This is a genomic window from Streptomyces sp. NPDC107517, assembly GCF_055582645.1.
Genome location: NZ_JBVJPM010000001.1, coordinates 217,206 through 232,051, shown reverse-complemented (window position 1 = coordinate 232,051; position 14,846 = coordinate 217,206). Strand labels below are relative to the sequence as shown.

13 protein-coding genes are annotated in these 14,846 nt (G+C 71.4%); 8 read left to right on the top strand and 5 right to left on the bottom strand.

Annotation, left to right across the window (positions count from 1 at the left end; genetic code table 11):
- Positions 1 to 84: 84 nt before the first annotated feature.
- Both ACZ67T_RS00985 and ACZ67T_RS00980 read left to right on the top strand, forming a co-directional pair.
- A complete protein-coding gene (locus ACZ67T_RS00985; RefSeq protein WP_469980776.1) occupies positions 85 to 1,077 on the top strand; it encodes a DUF4349 domain-containing protein in 993 nt (330 codons plus the stop codon).
- Between the two features lie 27 nt (positions 1,078 to 1,104).
- A complete protein-coding gene (locus ACZ67T_RS00980) occupies positions 1,105 to 2,484 on the top strand; it encodes an FAD-dependent oxidoreductase (protein ID WP_469980775.1) in 1,380 nt (459 codons plus the stop codon).
- Positions 2,485 to 2,570: 86 nt separating this feature from the next.
- On the opposite strand, the gene ACZ67T_RS00975 is transcribed toward ACZ67T_RS00980, so the two are convergent.
- Together ACZ67T_RS00975 and hemE are read right to left on the bottom strand one after the other, a co-directional pair.
- Positions 2,571 to 2,927, bottom strand: a complete 357-nt coding sequence (locus tag ACZ67T_RS00975; protein WP_469980773.1) for a hypothetical protein — start codon at positions 2,925 to 2,927, stop codon at positions 2,571 to 2,573.
- Positions 2,928 to 3,063: 136 nt separating this feature from the next.
- The gene (gene hemE / locus ACZ67T_RS00970; RefSeq protein ID WP_469980772.1) at positions 3,064 to 4,131 is read right to left on the bottom strand and encodes a uroporphyrinogen decarboxylase; all 1,068 of its coding nucleotides are present in this window, start codon (positions 4,129 to 4,131) and stop codon (positions 3,064 to 3,066) included.
- Between the two features lie 152 nt (positions 4,132 to 4,283).
- Here hemE and ACZ67T_RS00965 point away from each other — a divergent pair, with 152 nt between their 5' ends.
- The 6 genes from ACZ67T_RS00965 to ACZ67T_RS00940 all read left to right on the top strand — a co-directional run bounded on the left by ACZ67T_RS00965 (position 4,284) and on the right by ACZ67T_RS00940 (position 11,644).
- Positions 4,284 to 4,919, top strand: a complete 636-nt coding sequence (locus ACZ67T_RS00965) for a DUF3000 domain-containing protein (protein ID WP_469980770.1) — start codon at positions 4,284 to 4,286, stop codon at positions 4,917 to 4,919.
- Positions 4,920 to 5,304: 385 nt separating this feature from the next.
- A complete protein-coding gene (locus tag ACZ67T_RS00960; protein WP_100591261.1) occupies positions 5,305 to 5,967 on the top strand; it encodes a response regulator transcription factor in 663 nt (220 codons plus the stop codon).
- Positions 5,968 to 6,051: 84 nt separating this feature from the next.
- Positions 6,052 to 7,335, top strand: a complete 1,284-nt coding sequence (locus ACZ67T_RS00955) for an HRDC domain-containing protein (protein ID WP_469980768.1) — start codon at positions 6,052 to 6,054, stop codon at positions 7,333 to 7,335.
- 99 nt (positions 7,336 to 7,434) lie between these two features.
- A complete protein-coding gene (locus ACZ67T_RS00950) occupies positions 7,435 to 8,145 on the top strand; it encodes a ferritin-like domain-containing protein (protein ID WP_469980767.1) in 711 nt (236 codons plus the stop codon).
- Between the two features lie 134 nt (positions 8,146 to 8,279).
- A complete protein-coding gene (locus ACZ67T_RS00945) occupies positions 8,280 to 9,506 on the top strand; it encodes a thiolase family protein (protein WP_469980765.1) in 1,227 nt (408 codons plus the stop codon).
- Positions 9,503 to 11,644, top strand: a complete 2,142-nt coding sequence (locus ACZ67T_RS00940) for a 3-hydroxyacyl-CoA dehydrogenase NAD-binding domain-containing protein (protein WP_469980764.1) — start codon at positions 9,503 to 9,505, stop codon at positions 11,642 to 11,644. The genes ACZ67T_RS00945 and ACZ67T_RS00940 overlap by 4 nt, the downstream gene beginning before the upstream one ends.
- A gap of 75 nt (positions 11,645 to 11,719) precedes the next feature.
- Here ACZ67T_RS00940 and ACZ67T_RS00935 read toward each other — a convergent pair whose 3' ends face one another.
- Genes ACZ67T_RS00935 through pgsB form a run of 3 tightly spaced genes read right to left on the bottom strand, consistent with a single transcriptional unit; the run spans position 11,720 to position 14,844 of the window.
- On the bottom strand, positions 11,720 to 12,790 hold the full coding sequence (locus ACZ67T_RS00935; protein WP_469980762.1) for a C40 family peptidase: 1,071 nt from the start codon (positions 12,788 to 12,790) through the stop codon (positions 11,720 to 11,722).
- Positions 12,791 to 12,811: 21 nt separating this feature from the next.
- On the bottom strand, positions 12,812 to 13,294 hold the full coding sequence (locus ACZ67T_RS00930) for a poly-gamma-glutamate biosynthesis protein PgsC/CapC (RefSeq protein ID WP_469980760.1): 483 nt from the start codon (positions 13,292 to 13,294) through the stop codon (positions 12,812 to 12,814).
- Positions 13,291 to 14,844, bottom strand: a complete 1,554-nt coding sequence (pgsB, locus tag ACZ67T_RS00925) for a poly-gamma-glutamate synthase PgsB (protein WP_469980758.1) — start codon at positions 14,842 to 14,844, stop codon at positions 13,291 to 13,293. Before pgsB ends, ACZ67T_RS00930 begins: the two co-directional genes overlap by 4 nt.
- Positions 14,845 to 14,846 lie beyond the last annotated feature (2 nt).

The following is a 14,846-nucleotide window of genomic DNA, read 5'->3' as shown; positions in this document are numbered from 1 at the left end:
GAAAGGGGCGGCCGGACCGTCAAAGGAAGCGGCCGGGGGCTGTCCTTGGCCGACCCGTCCCACTCAACCTCCGGGGGTACGTCGATGCGGATATCAGGCACCACAGGAAAGCGGCAGGGGCGCCGCGGGACGCGGGCGGCCGGAGCCGTCCTGCTCGTGGCGGCGCTGGCGCTGACGGGGTGCAGCGCCGATGCCTCGGACATCGGGGCCTCCTCGAAGGCCGATGGCGGCGAGGCCGCCGCCGCGGACCGCGGCTCCGCGCAGGGGGCGGGCGGAGGGCAGTCGGACGCGAAGTCGTCGCGGCGTGAGCCGCCCGAAGTGGCGGGCGTCCACATCATCCGCACGGCGACGCTCACCGTGCAGGTCAAGGACGTCCCGCAGGCGCTCGACAAGGCCCGCACGGCGGCCGAGGACGCGGGCGGCATCGTCGGCAACGAGTCGACCGACCGCGACGGCAGCGGACATGAGCGTTCCCGTGTCGTCCTGCGCGTGCCGCAGGAACGCTACGAGGAGGTCCTCGCGGACCTCGCGGGCTCGGGCCGGCTCATCGAGCGGAACGTGAAGGCGCAGGACGTCACCGACCAGGTCGTCGACGTGGAGAGCCGCGTCAAGTCGCAGCGGGCGAGCGTGACGCGGGTGCGCGAGCTGATGGACAAGGCGACGAAGCTGAGCGATGTGGTCGCCCTGGAAGGGGAGTTGAGCACCCGCGAGTCCGATCTGGAGGCCCTGCTGGCGCAGCAGGCGTCCCTCAAGGACCGCACGAGCCTCGCGACGATCACGCTGTCACTGACCGAGACCCCGGTGAAACCGGCGGGGCACAAGGACGACGACCCGGGGTTCACCGACGCGGTCGCGGGCGGCTGGGGAGCGTTCGTGACGATGCTGCGCTGGCTCGCGGTGGCCGTCGGCGCCGTGCTGCCGTTCGCCGTGGTGGGCGGCCTGCTGGTCTTCCTGTGGCTGCGCCTGGTGCGTCCGCGGCTGCCGCGCAGGTCCGCCTCTGCCGTGCGGCCGGCCGCGACGGCGCTCGGCCCGCTGCCCGCGCATCCGCCGGCCGGGGAGCGGGGCGAGGAGGAGTGACGGGGAAGCGGACGTAGTTTGGTGGGCATGAGCCCTACACGTGAGCGAGTGGTGGTCATCGGCGGCGACGCGGCGGGCATGTCCGCCGCGTCGCAGGCCCGCAGGATGCGCGGCCCCGACGAGCTGGAGATCGTGGCCTTCGAGCGGGGGCACTTCTCCTCGTACTCGGCGTGCGGCATCCCGTACTGGGTCGGTGGCGAGGTGGCGGGGCGCGACGAGCTGATCGCGCGCACGCCCGAGGAGCACCGGGAGCGGTCCATCGACCTGCGCATGCGCACGGAGGTGACCGAACTCGACGTCGGGGGCGGACGGGTGAGGTCACGTGAGCTCGACACGGGGACGGAGGCCTGGACCTCGTACGACAAGCTCGTGATCGCCACGGGTGCCCGGCCGGTGCGGCCGCGGATTCCCGGGATCGACGCGCCGGGCGTGCACGGCGTGCAGACCCTCGACGACGGCCAGGCGCTGCTCGACACGCTCGGCGCGACGCGGGGGCGGCGGGCCGTCGTCGTCGGCGCGGGCTACATCGGTGTCGAGATGGCGGAGGCGCTGATCCGCCGCGGATACGAGGTCACGGTCGTCAACCGCGGGCCGGAGCCGATGTCGACGCTCGACCCCGACATGGGCCGCCTGGTCCACGAGTCGATGACCTCGATGGGCATCACCATGGTCGACGACGCCGAGGTCACCAAGATCCTCACGGACGGAGACGGGCGGGCGCGGGCGGTGGCGACGACCGCCGACGAGTATCCGGCGGACGTCGTCGTCCTCGGCATCGGCGTCCGCCCGGAGACCGCGCTGGCGCGCGCCGCGGGGCTCCCCCTGGGCGAGCACGGCGGGCTTCTCACCGATCTCGCCATGCGCGTGCGCGGACACGAGAACATCTGGGCGGGCGGCGACTGCGTGGAGGTCCTCGACCTGGTCTCGGGCCGCGAGCGCCACATCGCGCTCGGCACACACGCGAACAAGCACGGGCAGGTCATCGGCACGAACGCGGGCGGCGGTTACGCGACGTTCCCGGGCGTCGTCGGGACGGCCGTGAGCAAGGTGTGCGACCTGGAGATCGCGCGCACGGGCCTGCGCGAGAAGGACGCGCGGCGGGCCGGTCTGCAGTTCGTGTCCGCGACGATCGAGTCGACGAGCCGCGCGGGCTACTACCCGGGGGCGGCCCCGATGACGGTGAAGATGATCGCCGAGCGCCGCACGGGCCGGCTGCTCGGCGTCCAGATCGTCGGGCGCGAGGGCGCCGCGAAGCGGGTCGACATCGCCGCCGTAGCGCTGACCGCGGGCATGACGGTGGACCAGATGACGGCCCTCGACCTCGGCTACGCGCCGCCGTTCTCACCGGTGTGGGACCCGATCCTGGTGGCGGCCCGCAAGTCGAGCGCGGCGGTGCGCAGGGGCTAGGTCCTCTCGTGTGGATCGAGCTGGCCTCGCGGGATCTGGCACGCACCCCGATCCACCCTGATCCAACCCGAGCCGGACGAAAGACCCTAGGGCAGGTCCGGACCGGATGCGGTGGGCGGCATCGGGGTGGACGTGCCGTTGATCTTCTCTATGGCCTGGCGCGCCTGGTCGCCGGGGGCGCGGGGCGTGGCCGCGCTCAGGGCGGAAGCGGCCGTGGCCTGCGAGGGTTTGGCGTGGGCCGCGGGCAGGCGGGTGCGCAGGCGGTGGCTGACGGCCTCGTCGAGCGTGACCGGGCGGTGCGTGCGGGCGGCGATGCGGCCCGCCTCCTGACCGAGCGCGGCCAGGTCCTCCCAGGTGAGGCGCAGCACGACGGCGAGCTGGGCCTCACCGTCGGGCAGGGCGGTGAGGGGAGGGACGGGGGCACCCGGCTGTTGGTCGGTCATGGGCTGGTCTCCTCGCTGGGGGCGGCGGGACACTGCTCGGCATGACGTACGCGTGGCGGGCGCCTCGCGTTCAGGAGGGCGGCGCTTTCGTCCGGCGGGGCGGGGTCGGTCAGGACCCCGCCGTGGCTGCCTGCCCCTAGCGGGCGGTCTGCGTGTGGACGTACTCCACGAGACGCGACAGGGAGTCCGGGTCGGTGGTGGGCAGCACGCCGTGGCCGAGGTTGAAGACGTGGCCCTCCAGGTCCGCCGCCGCGTCGAGCACCTCGCGGGCCTTGGCCTCCACCGCCTGCGGCGTGGAGAAGAGGACCGCCGGGTCGATGTTGCCCTGGAGCGCCTTGCCGGGGCCGACGCGGCGCGCGGCCTCGTCGAGCGGCACGCGCCAGTCGACGCCGACCACGTCGGCGCCGGCCTCGCCCATGAGGCCGAGGAGCTCGCCGGTGCCGACACCGAAGTGGATGCGCGGCACGCCGTACTCCTCGACGGCCTTGAACACCTTGGAGGACGCGGGCATCACGGAGCGCCGGTAGTCGGCGGGGGCGAGCGCGCCGACCCACGAGTCGAAGAGCTGGACGGCGGAGGCGCCCGCTTCGATCTGCACCTTGAGGAACGCGGAGGTGATCTCGGCGAGGCGGTCGAGCAGGTCGGCCCACAGCTGCGGGTCGCCGTACATGAGCGCCTTGGTGTGCTCGTGGTTCTTGGACGGTCCGCCCTCCACGAGGTAGCTCGCGAGGGTGAAGGGCGCGCCCGCGAAACCGATGAGCGGGGTGGAACCGAGCTCGGCCGTCAGCAGACCGATCGCCTCGGTGACGTACCAGACGTCCTCGGGCGTGAGGTCGCGCAGCCGCGCGAGGTCGGCCCGCGAGCGGATGGGCTGCTCGACGACGGGACCGACGCCCGGCTTGATGTCGAGGTCGATGCCGATGGCCTTGAGCGGCACGACGATGTCGCTGAAGTAGATGGCCGCGTCGACGTGGTGGCGGCGCACGGGCTGCATCGTGATCTCGGCGACGAGCTCGGGCATCATGCAGGACTCGAGCATCGGAATGCCCTCGCGCGCCTTGAGGTACTCGGGCAGCGAACGACCGGCCTGCCGCATGAACCACACCGGGGTGTGCGGCACCGGCTCACGCCGGCACGCCTTGAGGAAGGCGGATTCGTACGTCGCTGTCGGCTGCTGGCCCGTGGGGCGGAGGTTGGCACTCACGTCGGAAAGTCTCGCACGGGTGCGAACCCCGTCGGGCGCGGGGACATCGGGGCGGGGGTGCCGGGTGTCTCTCCCTGCGCGAAGGCCGCGTTCCCCTTAATCTTCCCCGCATGGCTGCGGCTGAGGGACGACTGTCGGACGGCGCTGAGGGAATGAGTGAATCGGAGCGGGAGGGGCGCAAGACTAAGGATCCGGTGGACTCGGCACCACCGCCGTTCCGGGCGGCGGTCGAGGCCCTGCAGGGAGCGCGGCTGCGCCCGGAGATCGAGGTGGACCCGACCAAGCCGCCGCAGCGCCTCGCACCCCACGCATACGCGCTGGAGGCCGCGGTGGTGGACGGCGACGACGACCTCGCGGACGGCCGCCTCGTCCTGCTGCACGACCCGGCCGGGCACGACGCGTGGCACGGGACGTTCCGTCTGGTGACGCTGGTGCGGGCGGAGCTGGAGCCGGAGATGGCGGCGGACCCGCTGCTCCCCGAGGTCTGCTGGTCGTGGCTGACGGGCGCGCTCCAGGGGCGGGGACTCACGTACGGGGAGCCGAGCGGCACGGTGACGCGGGCGAGTTCGCACTACTTCGGCGGGCTCAGCGAGCGTGCGCCGGCGTCGCAGATCGAGATCCGGGCCTCGTGGACACCGCGTGAGGGGCCCGCCGGGGTGCCGGACACGGCCTCGCACCTGGCGGCCTGGTGCGATCTGCTCAGCCAGATCGCGGGCCTGCCGCCGGCCGGTCCCGGGGACGCGTCCGTGGTGACGCTGCCCCAGCGCCGGGGGCCGCAGACGTCCTGAACGGTGATGTACGCGTCCTGAACGGCGGCGCAGAGGTCCTGAACGGCGGCGCGGGAGTCGTGACGGGCGAAGAGGTACAGCCATCGGTAGGCGATTTTCGGCCTTCCGCCGCCGGCGGCGACCAGGGGCAGGGGCAGGGGCAGGGGCAGGGGCAGGGGCAGAACGGATCGGGACCGGACCTCGAAGAGTTCCGGTCCCGTTGTGATTCGGTTCGATCTTCGGATGATCGATCGCGTGTCCGAATTGCACGAATTGTTACTCACTAAATCGTGATCTTTCTCTAAAGGCGGGCGGGTTTAGTGCCGAAGAGGTCTGTGACCTTGAAAGCACGGTTCGCCCCGGCTTCATCCCCGAGCCGGTCCCGTCCCGCACCCCAGGAGGCCTGGTGTCCGTTCTCCTCGAGCAGCCCGCAAGCCTGGTCGCCTACCGCCCGAACAAGCCGACCGCCATGGTGGTCGTGGCCGACCCGCGCGTCCGTTCCACCGTCACCCGCCACCTGTGGGCGCTCGGTGTACGTGACGTCATCGAGGCCTCGTCCGTCGCGGAGGCTCGTCCCCGCATCGGCAACCCCCGCGACATCTGCGTCGCCGACGTCCACCTTCCCGACGGCTCCGGCCTGACCCTTCTGTCCGAAACCCGTGCCGCGGGCTGGCCCAACGGGCTCGCCCTCTCCGCCGCCGACGACATCGGTGCCGTACGCAACGCCCTCGCGGGCGGCGTCAAGGGCTACGTCGTCACCGGCACCCGTACCAACGTCGGGCTTCCCTCCCGCCCCGGCGCCGCCCCCATCGGGTCCGCCGCGGCCCGTATGCACCGCCGCCCCCCGGGTGCTCCGAGCCACCCGGGCGGCTACCGCGAACTGTCAGGCCGTGAGGTCGAGGTGCTCCGGCTCGTCGCCGAGGGCCAGTCGAACAAGGCCATCGGAGTCTCGATGGGCCTGTCCGCGCTGACCGTCAAGAGCCACCTCGCCCGCATCGCGCGCAAGCTCGGCACGGGCGACCGTGCCGGAATGGTCGCCGTGGCCCTGCGCACCGGCATCATCCACTGACCCTGACTGGTTTACGTACCTTCATCGCCCGTCGACGGAACGTTCCGTCGACGGGCGCTGTACATACACAGATACCCTTGACAGGTGACCGACGCCCAAGAGACCGCAGCAGACACTTCACTGCGAACCACCGGGGGCGCACCCCCGGACGACGGCGGCTCTGTTGCGGAGGTGCCGATCCCCCTGCTCGAGCCGCGCGAGGGCATCCCGCCGGTGATCGCCGACGAGGCCTCCCTGGCCGAGGTGGTCGCGGCCTTCGCCGCGGGCACCGGGCCCGTGGCCGTCGACGCCGAGCGCGCCTCCGGCTACCGCTACGGGCAGCGCGCCTACCTGGTGCAGCTGCGCCGGGAGGGCGCGGGCTCCGCGCTCGTCGACCCCGTCGCGTGCCCCGACCTGTCCGCCCTCGGCGACGCGATCGCCGACGCCGAGTGGGTACTGCACGCCGCGACGCAGGACCTGCCGTGCCTGCGCGAGATAGGTATGGTCCCCAGCCGCCTCTTCGACACCGAGCTCGCCGGACGCCTGGCCGGTTTCCCGCGCGTGGGGCTCGGCGCGATGGTGGAGAACGTCCTCGGCTACGCGCTGGAGAAGGGCCACTCCGCCGTCGACTGGTCGACGCGGCCCCTGCCCGACCCGTGGCTGCGCTACGCCGCGCTGGACGTGGAGCTCCTCGTGGACCTGCGGGACGCGCTGGAGAAGGAGCTCGACCGGCAGGGCAAGCTGGACTGGGCGCACCAGGAGTTCGACGCCATCGCCTCGGCGCCGCCCGCGCCGCCGCGCAAGGACCCTTGGCGGCGCACGTCCGGGATGCACAAGGTGCGGCGCCGCCGGCAGATGGCCGTCGTGCGGGAGCTGTGGACCGCGCGGGACCGGATCGCGCAGCGGCGTGATGTGTCGCCGGGCAAGGTGCTCGGGGACGGCGCGATCGTCGAGGCGGCGCTCTCGCTTCCGGCGAACGTGCACGCGCTGTCCGCGCTGCCCGGCTTCGGGCACCGTACGGGCCGGCGTCAGCTGGAGCAGTGGCAGGCGGCCGTGGACCGGGCGAAGGAGCTGCCCGACGCGGAACTGCCGCAGCCCGGGGCGCCGCTCGCCGGGCCGCCTCCCCCGCGGGCCTGGGCCGACAAGGACCCGGTCGCCGCGGCGCGGCTCTCCGCGGCGCGGGCCGCGGTGTCGTCGCTGGCCGAGACGCTGAACATGCCGCAGGAGAATCTGATCACTCCGGACACGGTCCGCCGCGTGTGCTGGGAGCCCCCGGGCGACCGCTCCGAGGCGGCGGTGGCCGAGGCGCTGCGCGGGTACGGGGCGCGGCCCTGGCAGATCGAGCAGGTCACGCCGCTGCTCGCCGAGGCGCTGCAGCAGCCGGCCTGACCCGGCCGGCACCGCGCGGCGCCCCGCGTTCGTCGCGGTTTCGTACCGGTGGGCCCTCCTCGCTCGTATCGGCGGGGAGGGCCTGTCTAACGTCACCCCATGATCACCAGGGGGTACGAGGGATGGGTGCGGGACTTCGAGGCCGAGCGGGAGCGGCGGGCCGCCGCCGGGGAACCCGCCTGGGAGCGGGGCGCGCGGGTGGACACCGCGATCTGGCGGAGCGTGCGGCGCTTCCAGATCGGTGAGAGCGGTGACGGGGCGAATCTGATCGCCAAGGCCGACCGGGCGGGCGACGCCGCGTACACGCGTGCCGCCCGGCTGTTCGTGGCCGAGGAGCAGAACCACGCCCGGCTGCTCGGGCTGCTGCTCGGCGCCGGCGGGGTGCCGCCGCTCGCGTCGCACTGGAGCGACACCGTCTTCGTGCGGCTGCGCCGGCTTCTCGGGCTGCGGCTCGAACTCCTGGTCCTGATGGTCGCCGAGGTCGTGGCGCTGCGTTACTACCGGGCGCTGCGCGACGGCACCGACGACGGGCTCACGACGCAGGTGGCCGGCGCGATACTCGCCGACGAGGAGCGGCACGTGCCGTTCCACTGCGAGCGGCTGCGCGAGGCCTTCGCGCGGGTGCCGCGCCCGGTGGGGCGCCTGGTGCTCCAGGGGTGGCGGGCGCTGCTTCTCGCCGCGGCGCTCGTCGTCGCCTGCGACCACGGCTCGGCGCTGCGCGGGTTCGGGGTGGGACGGGTGCGGTTCGTCCGAGACGTGGTGGCTTCGGCGGGGCCCGTGGTGCGCTCGGTTCTCGATCGCGCGGTGTGACCTTCGCCGCTCCGGCCGGGGGGACTACACGTCTTGGTTACCCGCAAGTAGCATGACGGTATTCGCAGCGCGCTTCCCGCACCCCGGGTGCGCGCCGCGCGGCAGTGCCATCCCGCATCTGGAGGAGAGCCATCGTGCCTCGTACCGTCAGGGACGTCGTCTTCGTCGACGGCGTCCGCACCCCGTTCGGCAAGGCGGGCCCGAAGGGCATCTACCACGAGACCCGCGCCGACGATCTCGTCGTGAAGGCCATCAGGGAGCTGCTGCGCCGCAACCCGGGCCTCGACCCGGCGAAGATCGACGAGGTCGCCATCGCCGCGACCACGCAGATCGGCGACCAGGGCCTGACCCTCGGTCGCACCGCCGGCATCCTCGCGGGCCTCCCGCAGTCCGTGCCCGGCTACTCCATCGACCGCATGTGCGCCGGCGCGCTGACCGCCGTCACCGCCACCGCGGGCTCCATCGCCTTCGGCGCGTACGACGCCGTCATCGCCGGCGGTGTCGAGCACATGGGCCGCCACCCCATGGGTGAGGGCGTCGACCCGAACCCGCGCTTCGTGTCGGAGAAGCTCGTCGACGAGTCCGCCCTGTTCATGGGCATGACCGCCGAGAACCTGCACGACCGCTACCCGCAGATCACCAAGCAGCGCGCCGACGAGTACGCCGTGCGCTCGCAGGAGAAGGCGGCGAAGGCGTACGCGAACGGGAAGATCCAGCAGGACCTGGTCCCGGTCTCCGTGCGCAACACCAACCCGGACGTCGGCGAGACCGGCTGGGGCCTGGTCACCGCCGACGAGCCGATGCGCCCGGGCACCACGCTGGAGAACCTGTCCGGCCTCAAGACGCCGTTCCGCGTGCACGGCCGTGTCACCGCGGGCAACGCCGCCGGTCTGAACGACGGCGCGACCGCGTCGATCATCGCGTCCGAGGACTTCGCCCGCGAGCACAACCTGCCGGTCAAGATGCGCCTGGTCTCCTACGCCTTCACCGGCGTCGAGCCCGAGGTCATGGGTTACGGCCCGATCCCGGCGACGGAGAAGGCGCTCGCCAAGGCCGGTCTGTCGATCGAGGACATCAACCTCTTCGAGATCAACGAGGCCTTCGCCGTCCAGGTCCTCGCGTTCCTGGACCACTACGGCATCGCCGACGACGACGCGCGCGTGAACCAGTACGGCGGCGCCATCGCGTTCGGTCACCCGCTGGCCTCCTCCGGCGTGCGCCTCATGACGCAGCTCGCCCGCCAGTTCGAGGAGCAGCCCGAGGTCCGCTACGGCCTGACGACGATGTGCGTCGGCTTCGGCATGGGCGCCACGGTCATCTGGGAGAACCCGCACCACAAGGACGCCGGAGGCGACAAGTGAGCACCACCACCACCGAGCTCCTGAAGGGCGCCGCCGAGCTGTTCCCGGACGAGGTCGTCACGTCGGCGAACGTACGCCACCTCGACCTGCCGTTCGGTGCGGGCCGGTTCGCGCTGATCACGCTCGACAACGGCTTCGACCACACCAAGCCGACCACCTTCGGCCCGGCCTCGCTCGCGAACCTGAACGCCGCGATCGACCAGGTCGAGAAGGAGGCGGCCGAGGGCACGATCGTCGGCGCCGGCATCACCGGCAAGCCGTTCATCTTCGCCGTCGGCGCCGACCTCAAGGGCGTCGAGCTCCTCAAGAAGCACGACGACGCGCTGGCCATCGGCAAGGGCGGCCACGAGGTCTTCAAGCGCCTCTCGGGCCTCGCCGTGCCGACGTTCGCGTACTACAACGGCGCGGCCATGGGCGGCGGTGTCGAGGTCGGTCTGCACTGCACCTACCGCACCGTCTCCAAGGCGCTCCCGGCCTTCTCGCTCCCCGAGGTCTTCCTCGGTCTGGTCCCGGGCTGGGGCGGCTGCGCGCTGCTCCCGAACCTGATCGGCGCCGACAAGGCCGTCTCGGTCATCATCGAGAACTCGCTCAACCAGAACCGCCAGCTCAAGGGCAAGCAGGTCTTCGAACTCGGCATCGCCGACGCGCTCTTCGAGGGCGCCGACTTCCTGGAGCAGTCGCTGATCTGGACGGCGAACGTCCTCAAGGGCGACGTGGCCGTCGAGCGCGCCGAGGTCGACCGCGGCGACGCGTGGGACCAGGCCGTCGAGCGCGGCAGGTCCATCGCCGACGGCAAGGTGCACGGCGCCGCCCCGGCCGCGTACCGCGCCCTCGACATCATCGCCGCCGCCAAGGACGGGAACCTGCAGGCCGGGTTCGACGCCGAGGACAAGGCGCTCGCCGACCTCATCATGGGCGGCGAACTGCGCGCGGGCATCTACTCGTTCAACCTCGTCCAGAAGCGCGGCAAGCGCCCGGCGGGTGCGCCGGACAAGTCGCTCGCGCGTCCGGTCACCAAGGTCGGCGTCGTGGGTGCGGGCCTGATGGCCTCGCAGCTCGCGCTGCTCTTCCTGCGCCGCCTCGAGGTGCCGGTCGTCCTGACCGACATCGACCAGGAGCGCGTCGACAAGGGTGTGGGCTACGTCCACGCCGAGATCGAGAAGCTGCTCGGCAAGGGCCGTGTCAACCAGGACAAGGCCAACCGCCTCAAGGCGCTGGTGAGCGGCGTCCTGGACAAGGCCGAGGGCTTCTCCGACGCGGACTTCATCATCGAGGCCGTCTTCGAGGAGATCGGCGTCAAGCAGCAGGTGTTCGCGGAGGTCGAGGCGGTCGCCCCGGCGCACGCGATCCTCGCCACCAACACCTCGTCCCTCTCGGTCTCCGAGATGGCGTCGAAGCTGAAGCACCCCGAGCGGGTCGTCGGCTTCCACTTCTTCAACCCCGTAGCGATCCTCCCGCTCCTGGAGATCGTCCGCGGCGAGCAGACCGACGACGCCTCGCTGGCCACGGCCTTCGGTGTCGCCAAGAAGCTGAAGAAGACGGCGGTTCTGGTGAAGGACGCCCCGGCGTTCGTCGTGAACCGCATCCTCACCCGCTTCATGGGCGAGATCCAGAACGTCATCGACGAGGGCACCCCGGTCGAGGTCGCCGAGAAGGCCGTCGAGCCGCTCGGCCTGCCGATGTCCCCGCTGGTGCTCCTGGAGCTCGTCGGTCCGGCGATCGGTCTGCACGTCTCGGAGACCCTGAACCGCGCCTTCCCGGAGCGCTTCACGGTGTCCCCGAACCTCGCGGCGGTCGTCAAGGCCGGCAAGCGTGGCTTCTACGTCTACTCCGCCGAGAACGACTTCAAGCCGGAGCTGGACCCCGAGGTCGCCGCGCTCCTCGAGCAGGGCGATGTCGTCCTGACCGAGGAGCAGGTCCGTGACCGCGTGCTCGACGCGGTGGCGCAGGAGATCGGGCTCATGCTCGACGAGGGTGTCGTCGCCGAGGCGCAGGACATCGACCTGTGCCTGATCACCGGCGCCGGCTGGCCCTTCCACCTGGGCGGCATCACGCCGTACCTGGACCGCGAGGGCGTCAGCGAGCGGGTGACCGGCAAGCGGTTCCTGGCGCAGGGCGTGGCCAGCGTTCCGGCGTAACCCCCCGGCGTTCCCGGTGCCCGGCATGCCGACTGGCGTGCCGGGCACCGTCGTCTGCGGACGCCGCGGCGCGGGTCAGAGCCGCTTCGCGCTGCGCAGGGTGCTCGCGTAATAGCCGTTGCCGTCGAGGCGGGACGTGCCGCCCTTGTCGCCGATCGTCGGGCCGTTGACCTCTTCGCGGCTCGACACGAAGATCATGTGGCCGTCCGTGTCGTGGCCCATGTACAGACCGACGTGGTCGAGGCGCTGCTTCGTGCGGGTGTCGAGCTTGAAGAACACGAGGTCTCCGGGCTGGAGCACGTCGATGGACTTGGGCCGGTCCGCGGCGCCGACACCCTTGAGCGGGATGATGTCGGCCCCGACGTCCGAGCGGGCCATGCCGTTGGCGGTGCGCGGCAGACCGTCGCCCGACTTGTCGGAGGACATCAGGGGGTAGCGGGCCCGGTAGCCCCACACCAGACGCTGGAAGCCGGAACAGTCCACGGACCGGGCGCGCTTGGTCTCGGGCTGCTGCGTGACCCCGTCCCGGAAGGTGTACGGGATGCCCAGGTAGTCGTAGAAGTCGGAGAGTTCGTCGCGCAGGTCGTTGCCCTCGCTGCCGTTCGGGTTGATCGGCCCGAAGTTGGCGTCACCGCCGTAGGCGATGCCCTCGTCGTCCTTCTTGACCGGGGCGCCCTCCAGGTACTGGAAGGCGAAGGCGAAGATGTCGTCCTCCTCGCTGCCGTAGAACTCCTTGAACCAGTCCTTGAACCACTTCTCCTTCTCCGCGCCCTTGCGCCAGGGTTCCGGCATGAGGCGCACCCAGTCCTCGGTGACCACGCGGGACTTGGTGTTGGCGGGCTCGGTGAAGGTGCGGCTCGGGCCCTTGAGTGTGGCCGTGCGCGCGCTGTCGGTGAAGGTCGCGAGGACCTGGCCGCCCTCGCCGCGCAGAACGGAACGCTCGGGGTTCTTCAGCCGCTCCCAGTTCCGCTCGCCGCCCTGCTGACCCGTGCTGGACTCCAGGAGCGGGGTGTCGGTGACGGCCTGGACGGCGGGCGCCTTCGCCTGCTCCTCCTTGCGCAGCTCCACCGTCAGATAGGCGCTGCCGCCGAGCAGCGACAGGACGATCGCGGTGTGCAGTACGGGGTGCTTCTTCTTGGCACTCATGGGGTCGGCTCCGGTGGGTGTTCAGGCGGACGGCATGACGCCGAGGAGGATTCCGGCGGTGAGGACGACATACGCCATCAGCGTCACCGAGCCGGTGGCGAGGATCGTGGGGCCCTTGGGCTGGCGGACCAGCTGGTAGGCGATGAGGCCGGGGACGATGAAGCCCAGGGTCTGGTTCGCGTACATCAGCGGGAACTCGAGGGAGAGGACGATCATCACGGTGGCCTGGAGCGTCACGCCGAGCAGCACTACGGCGGCGAACAGGCGCTTGCCGTAGAGGATCACGAAGCGCTGCATCAGGAGCGTGCCCACATAGGTGAGGACGGTGACGCCGACGACCATGGCCGCGCGCTGGAGGTCTTCGACCAGCGTCAGCGCGATCCAGCCCGGGGTGATCATTCCGCCCGGCGAGAGGTTCGTCGTGAGGTAGCAGACCAGGGAGAACAGCAGCCCGATCGCGATGCCGATCGCGGCGATCTCGGGGGTGAGGACGGTGGGGATCAACGTGGTTCTCCTGGGCTGCTGTGCCACTGCTGCGGGTCTTCGGCGGGCGGTGCGGGCGGGATGCGCGGTTCGAACAGGCCACGGGGGACGGGCTGTTCGGCCGGCTGGACGGGCTGGTGCTGAGTGACAGCGGGCCAGGCCTCGCGGGGCCGCTGCGGATCCTGGTACTCGGGATGCGGGTGGTCCGCGTCGCGCTGCACGGGGATGTACAGCGGGGGCGTGTACCGCGTCTCGTAGGCCTCGGAGTACTGCTGGTACGGGTCGATGCGGGGCGCGTACAGCTGCATCGTCTCGCTGTGTTCCGCTGCGGCCGGTGCGTTCTGCCAGGAGGCCTCGGCGGGCTCGAAGCGGTCCGCCGGGTCCTCGGACTCGTCCGCGGGGAGTTCGGCGAGGTGCTCCAGGAGGTGCTCGCCCTGGCCGTGGATGTTGCCGATGGCGACGAGCGAGGAGTCGGGGCCGAGGCTGCCGAGCAGCTTGGCCATGAACTCCTCGGCCTCGCGCCGGTCGCCGCCGAGGTCCACGGCCCGGTCCCGGTACGCGGCCGGGATCGCGTCGATGGCGGACTTGGCCGGGTGGCCGATGACGAAGACCTGGTCCGGATCGAGCTCGGGGATGATCTCGCCCATCTGGCCGTTGCGTTCGACGCGGTCCGGGCGGCAGTTGATGACGACGTTCAGCGGGCGGTGGATGGCGCCGAGGTCGAGGAGCTGGTTGATGTTCATCAGCGTCGACTCGGGGTCGTTGGCCGCGAAGACGTTCGCGAAGCGGACCTTCTTGTTGTCGTGCGTGAGATAGCGCTCGACGGAGAGGACTCCGGGGTCCGGCGGGGCGTCGTACATGCCCTGGAGCGCGGTGTCCCGGTCGACTCCCACCAGCTCGGCGACGGTCAGCGCGATCGCCACGTTCTCCTTGAAGGTGAACCAGCTGAAGCCGCGCAGCTCCTCGTCGCTGACCGTCTCGGGGTCGGCGTAGATCAGCTTGCAGTCCCTGGCGTCCGCCTCCTCCTGGAGGATGTGGAAGCGCTCCTGCTCGGCGGTCACGCAGATGCCGCCCTCCGGCATGGAGCGGCACAGCGAGCGCGCCACGTCGTCGAGGGTGGGGCCCATCTCGGCGAGGTGGTCCTCACGGACGTTGCACAGGACGCCGATGGTGGAGCGGATCAGCTTGGACTGGTTGATCTCCTGGAGCGCCGGCATGACGGCCATGCACTCGATGACGAGCGCGTCCGGGTTGTAGGCGGCGGCGCGGCGCACGATGCCGATCTGCTCGACGACGTTGGCGATACCGAACTTGCGGTAGACCGGTTCCTCGGTGGCGTCGGGGTGGATGAAGCGGGCGGCCGTGCCGGTCGTCTTGGCGACCGTGGTCAGGTCGCCGCCGCGCAGCGCGCCCGCGCACAGACGCGTGATCGACGACTTGCCGCGAATGCCGTTGACGAGGACGCGGGTCGGTATGTGTTCGAGGTTGGCGAAGTGCCGCCGCTGTTCGACGATTCCGGCGATCAGCAGGACGGCTCCGCACACCACGAGCACGGTGTAGAGGAAGAGCACGG

Bases quoted from the DNA above. Each gene is read 5' to 3' on its own strand.
- ACZ67T_RS00965 (WP_469980770.1), top strand. From the start codon at position 4,284: ATGAGTGAATCGGAGCGGGAGGGGCGCAAGACTAAGGATCCGGTGGAC.
- ACZ67T_RS00935 (WP_469980762.1), bottom strand. From the start codon at position 12,790: ATGAGTGCCAAGAAGAAGCACCCCGTACTGCACACCGCGATCGTCCTG.
- ACZ67T_RS00985 (WP_469980776.1), top strand. From the start codon at position 85: ATGCGGATATCAGGCACCACAGGAAAGCGGCAGGGGCGCCGCGGGACG.
- ACZ67T_RS00980 (WP_469980775.1), top strand. From the start codon at position 1,105: ATGAGCCCTACACGTGAGCGAGTGGTGGTCATCGGCGGCGACGCGGCG.
- ACZ67T_RS00950 (WP_469980767.1), top strand. From the start codon at position 7,435: ATGATCACCAGGGGGTACGAGGGATGGGTGCGGGACTTCGAGGCCGAG.
- ACZ67T_RS00975 (WP_469980773.1), bottom strand. From the start codon at position 2,927: ATGACCGACCAACAGCCGGGTGCCCCCGTCCCTCCCCTCACCGCCCTG.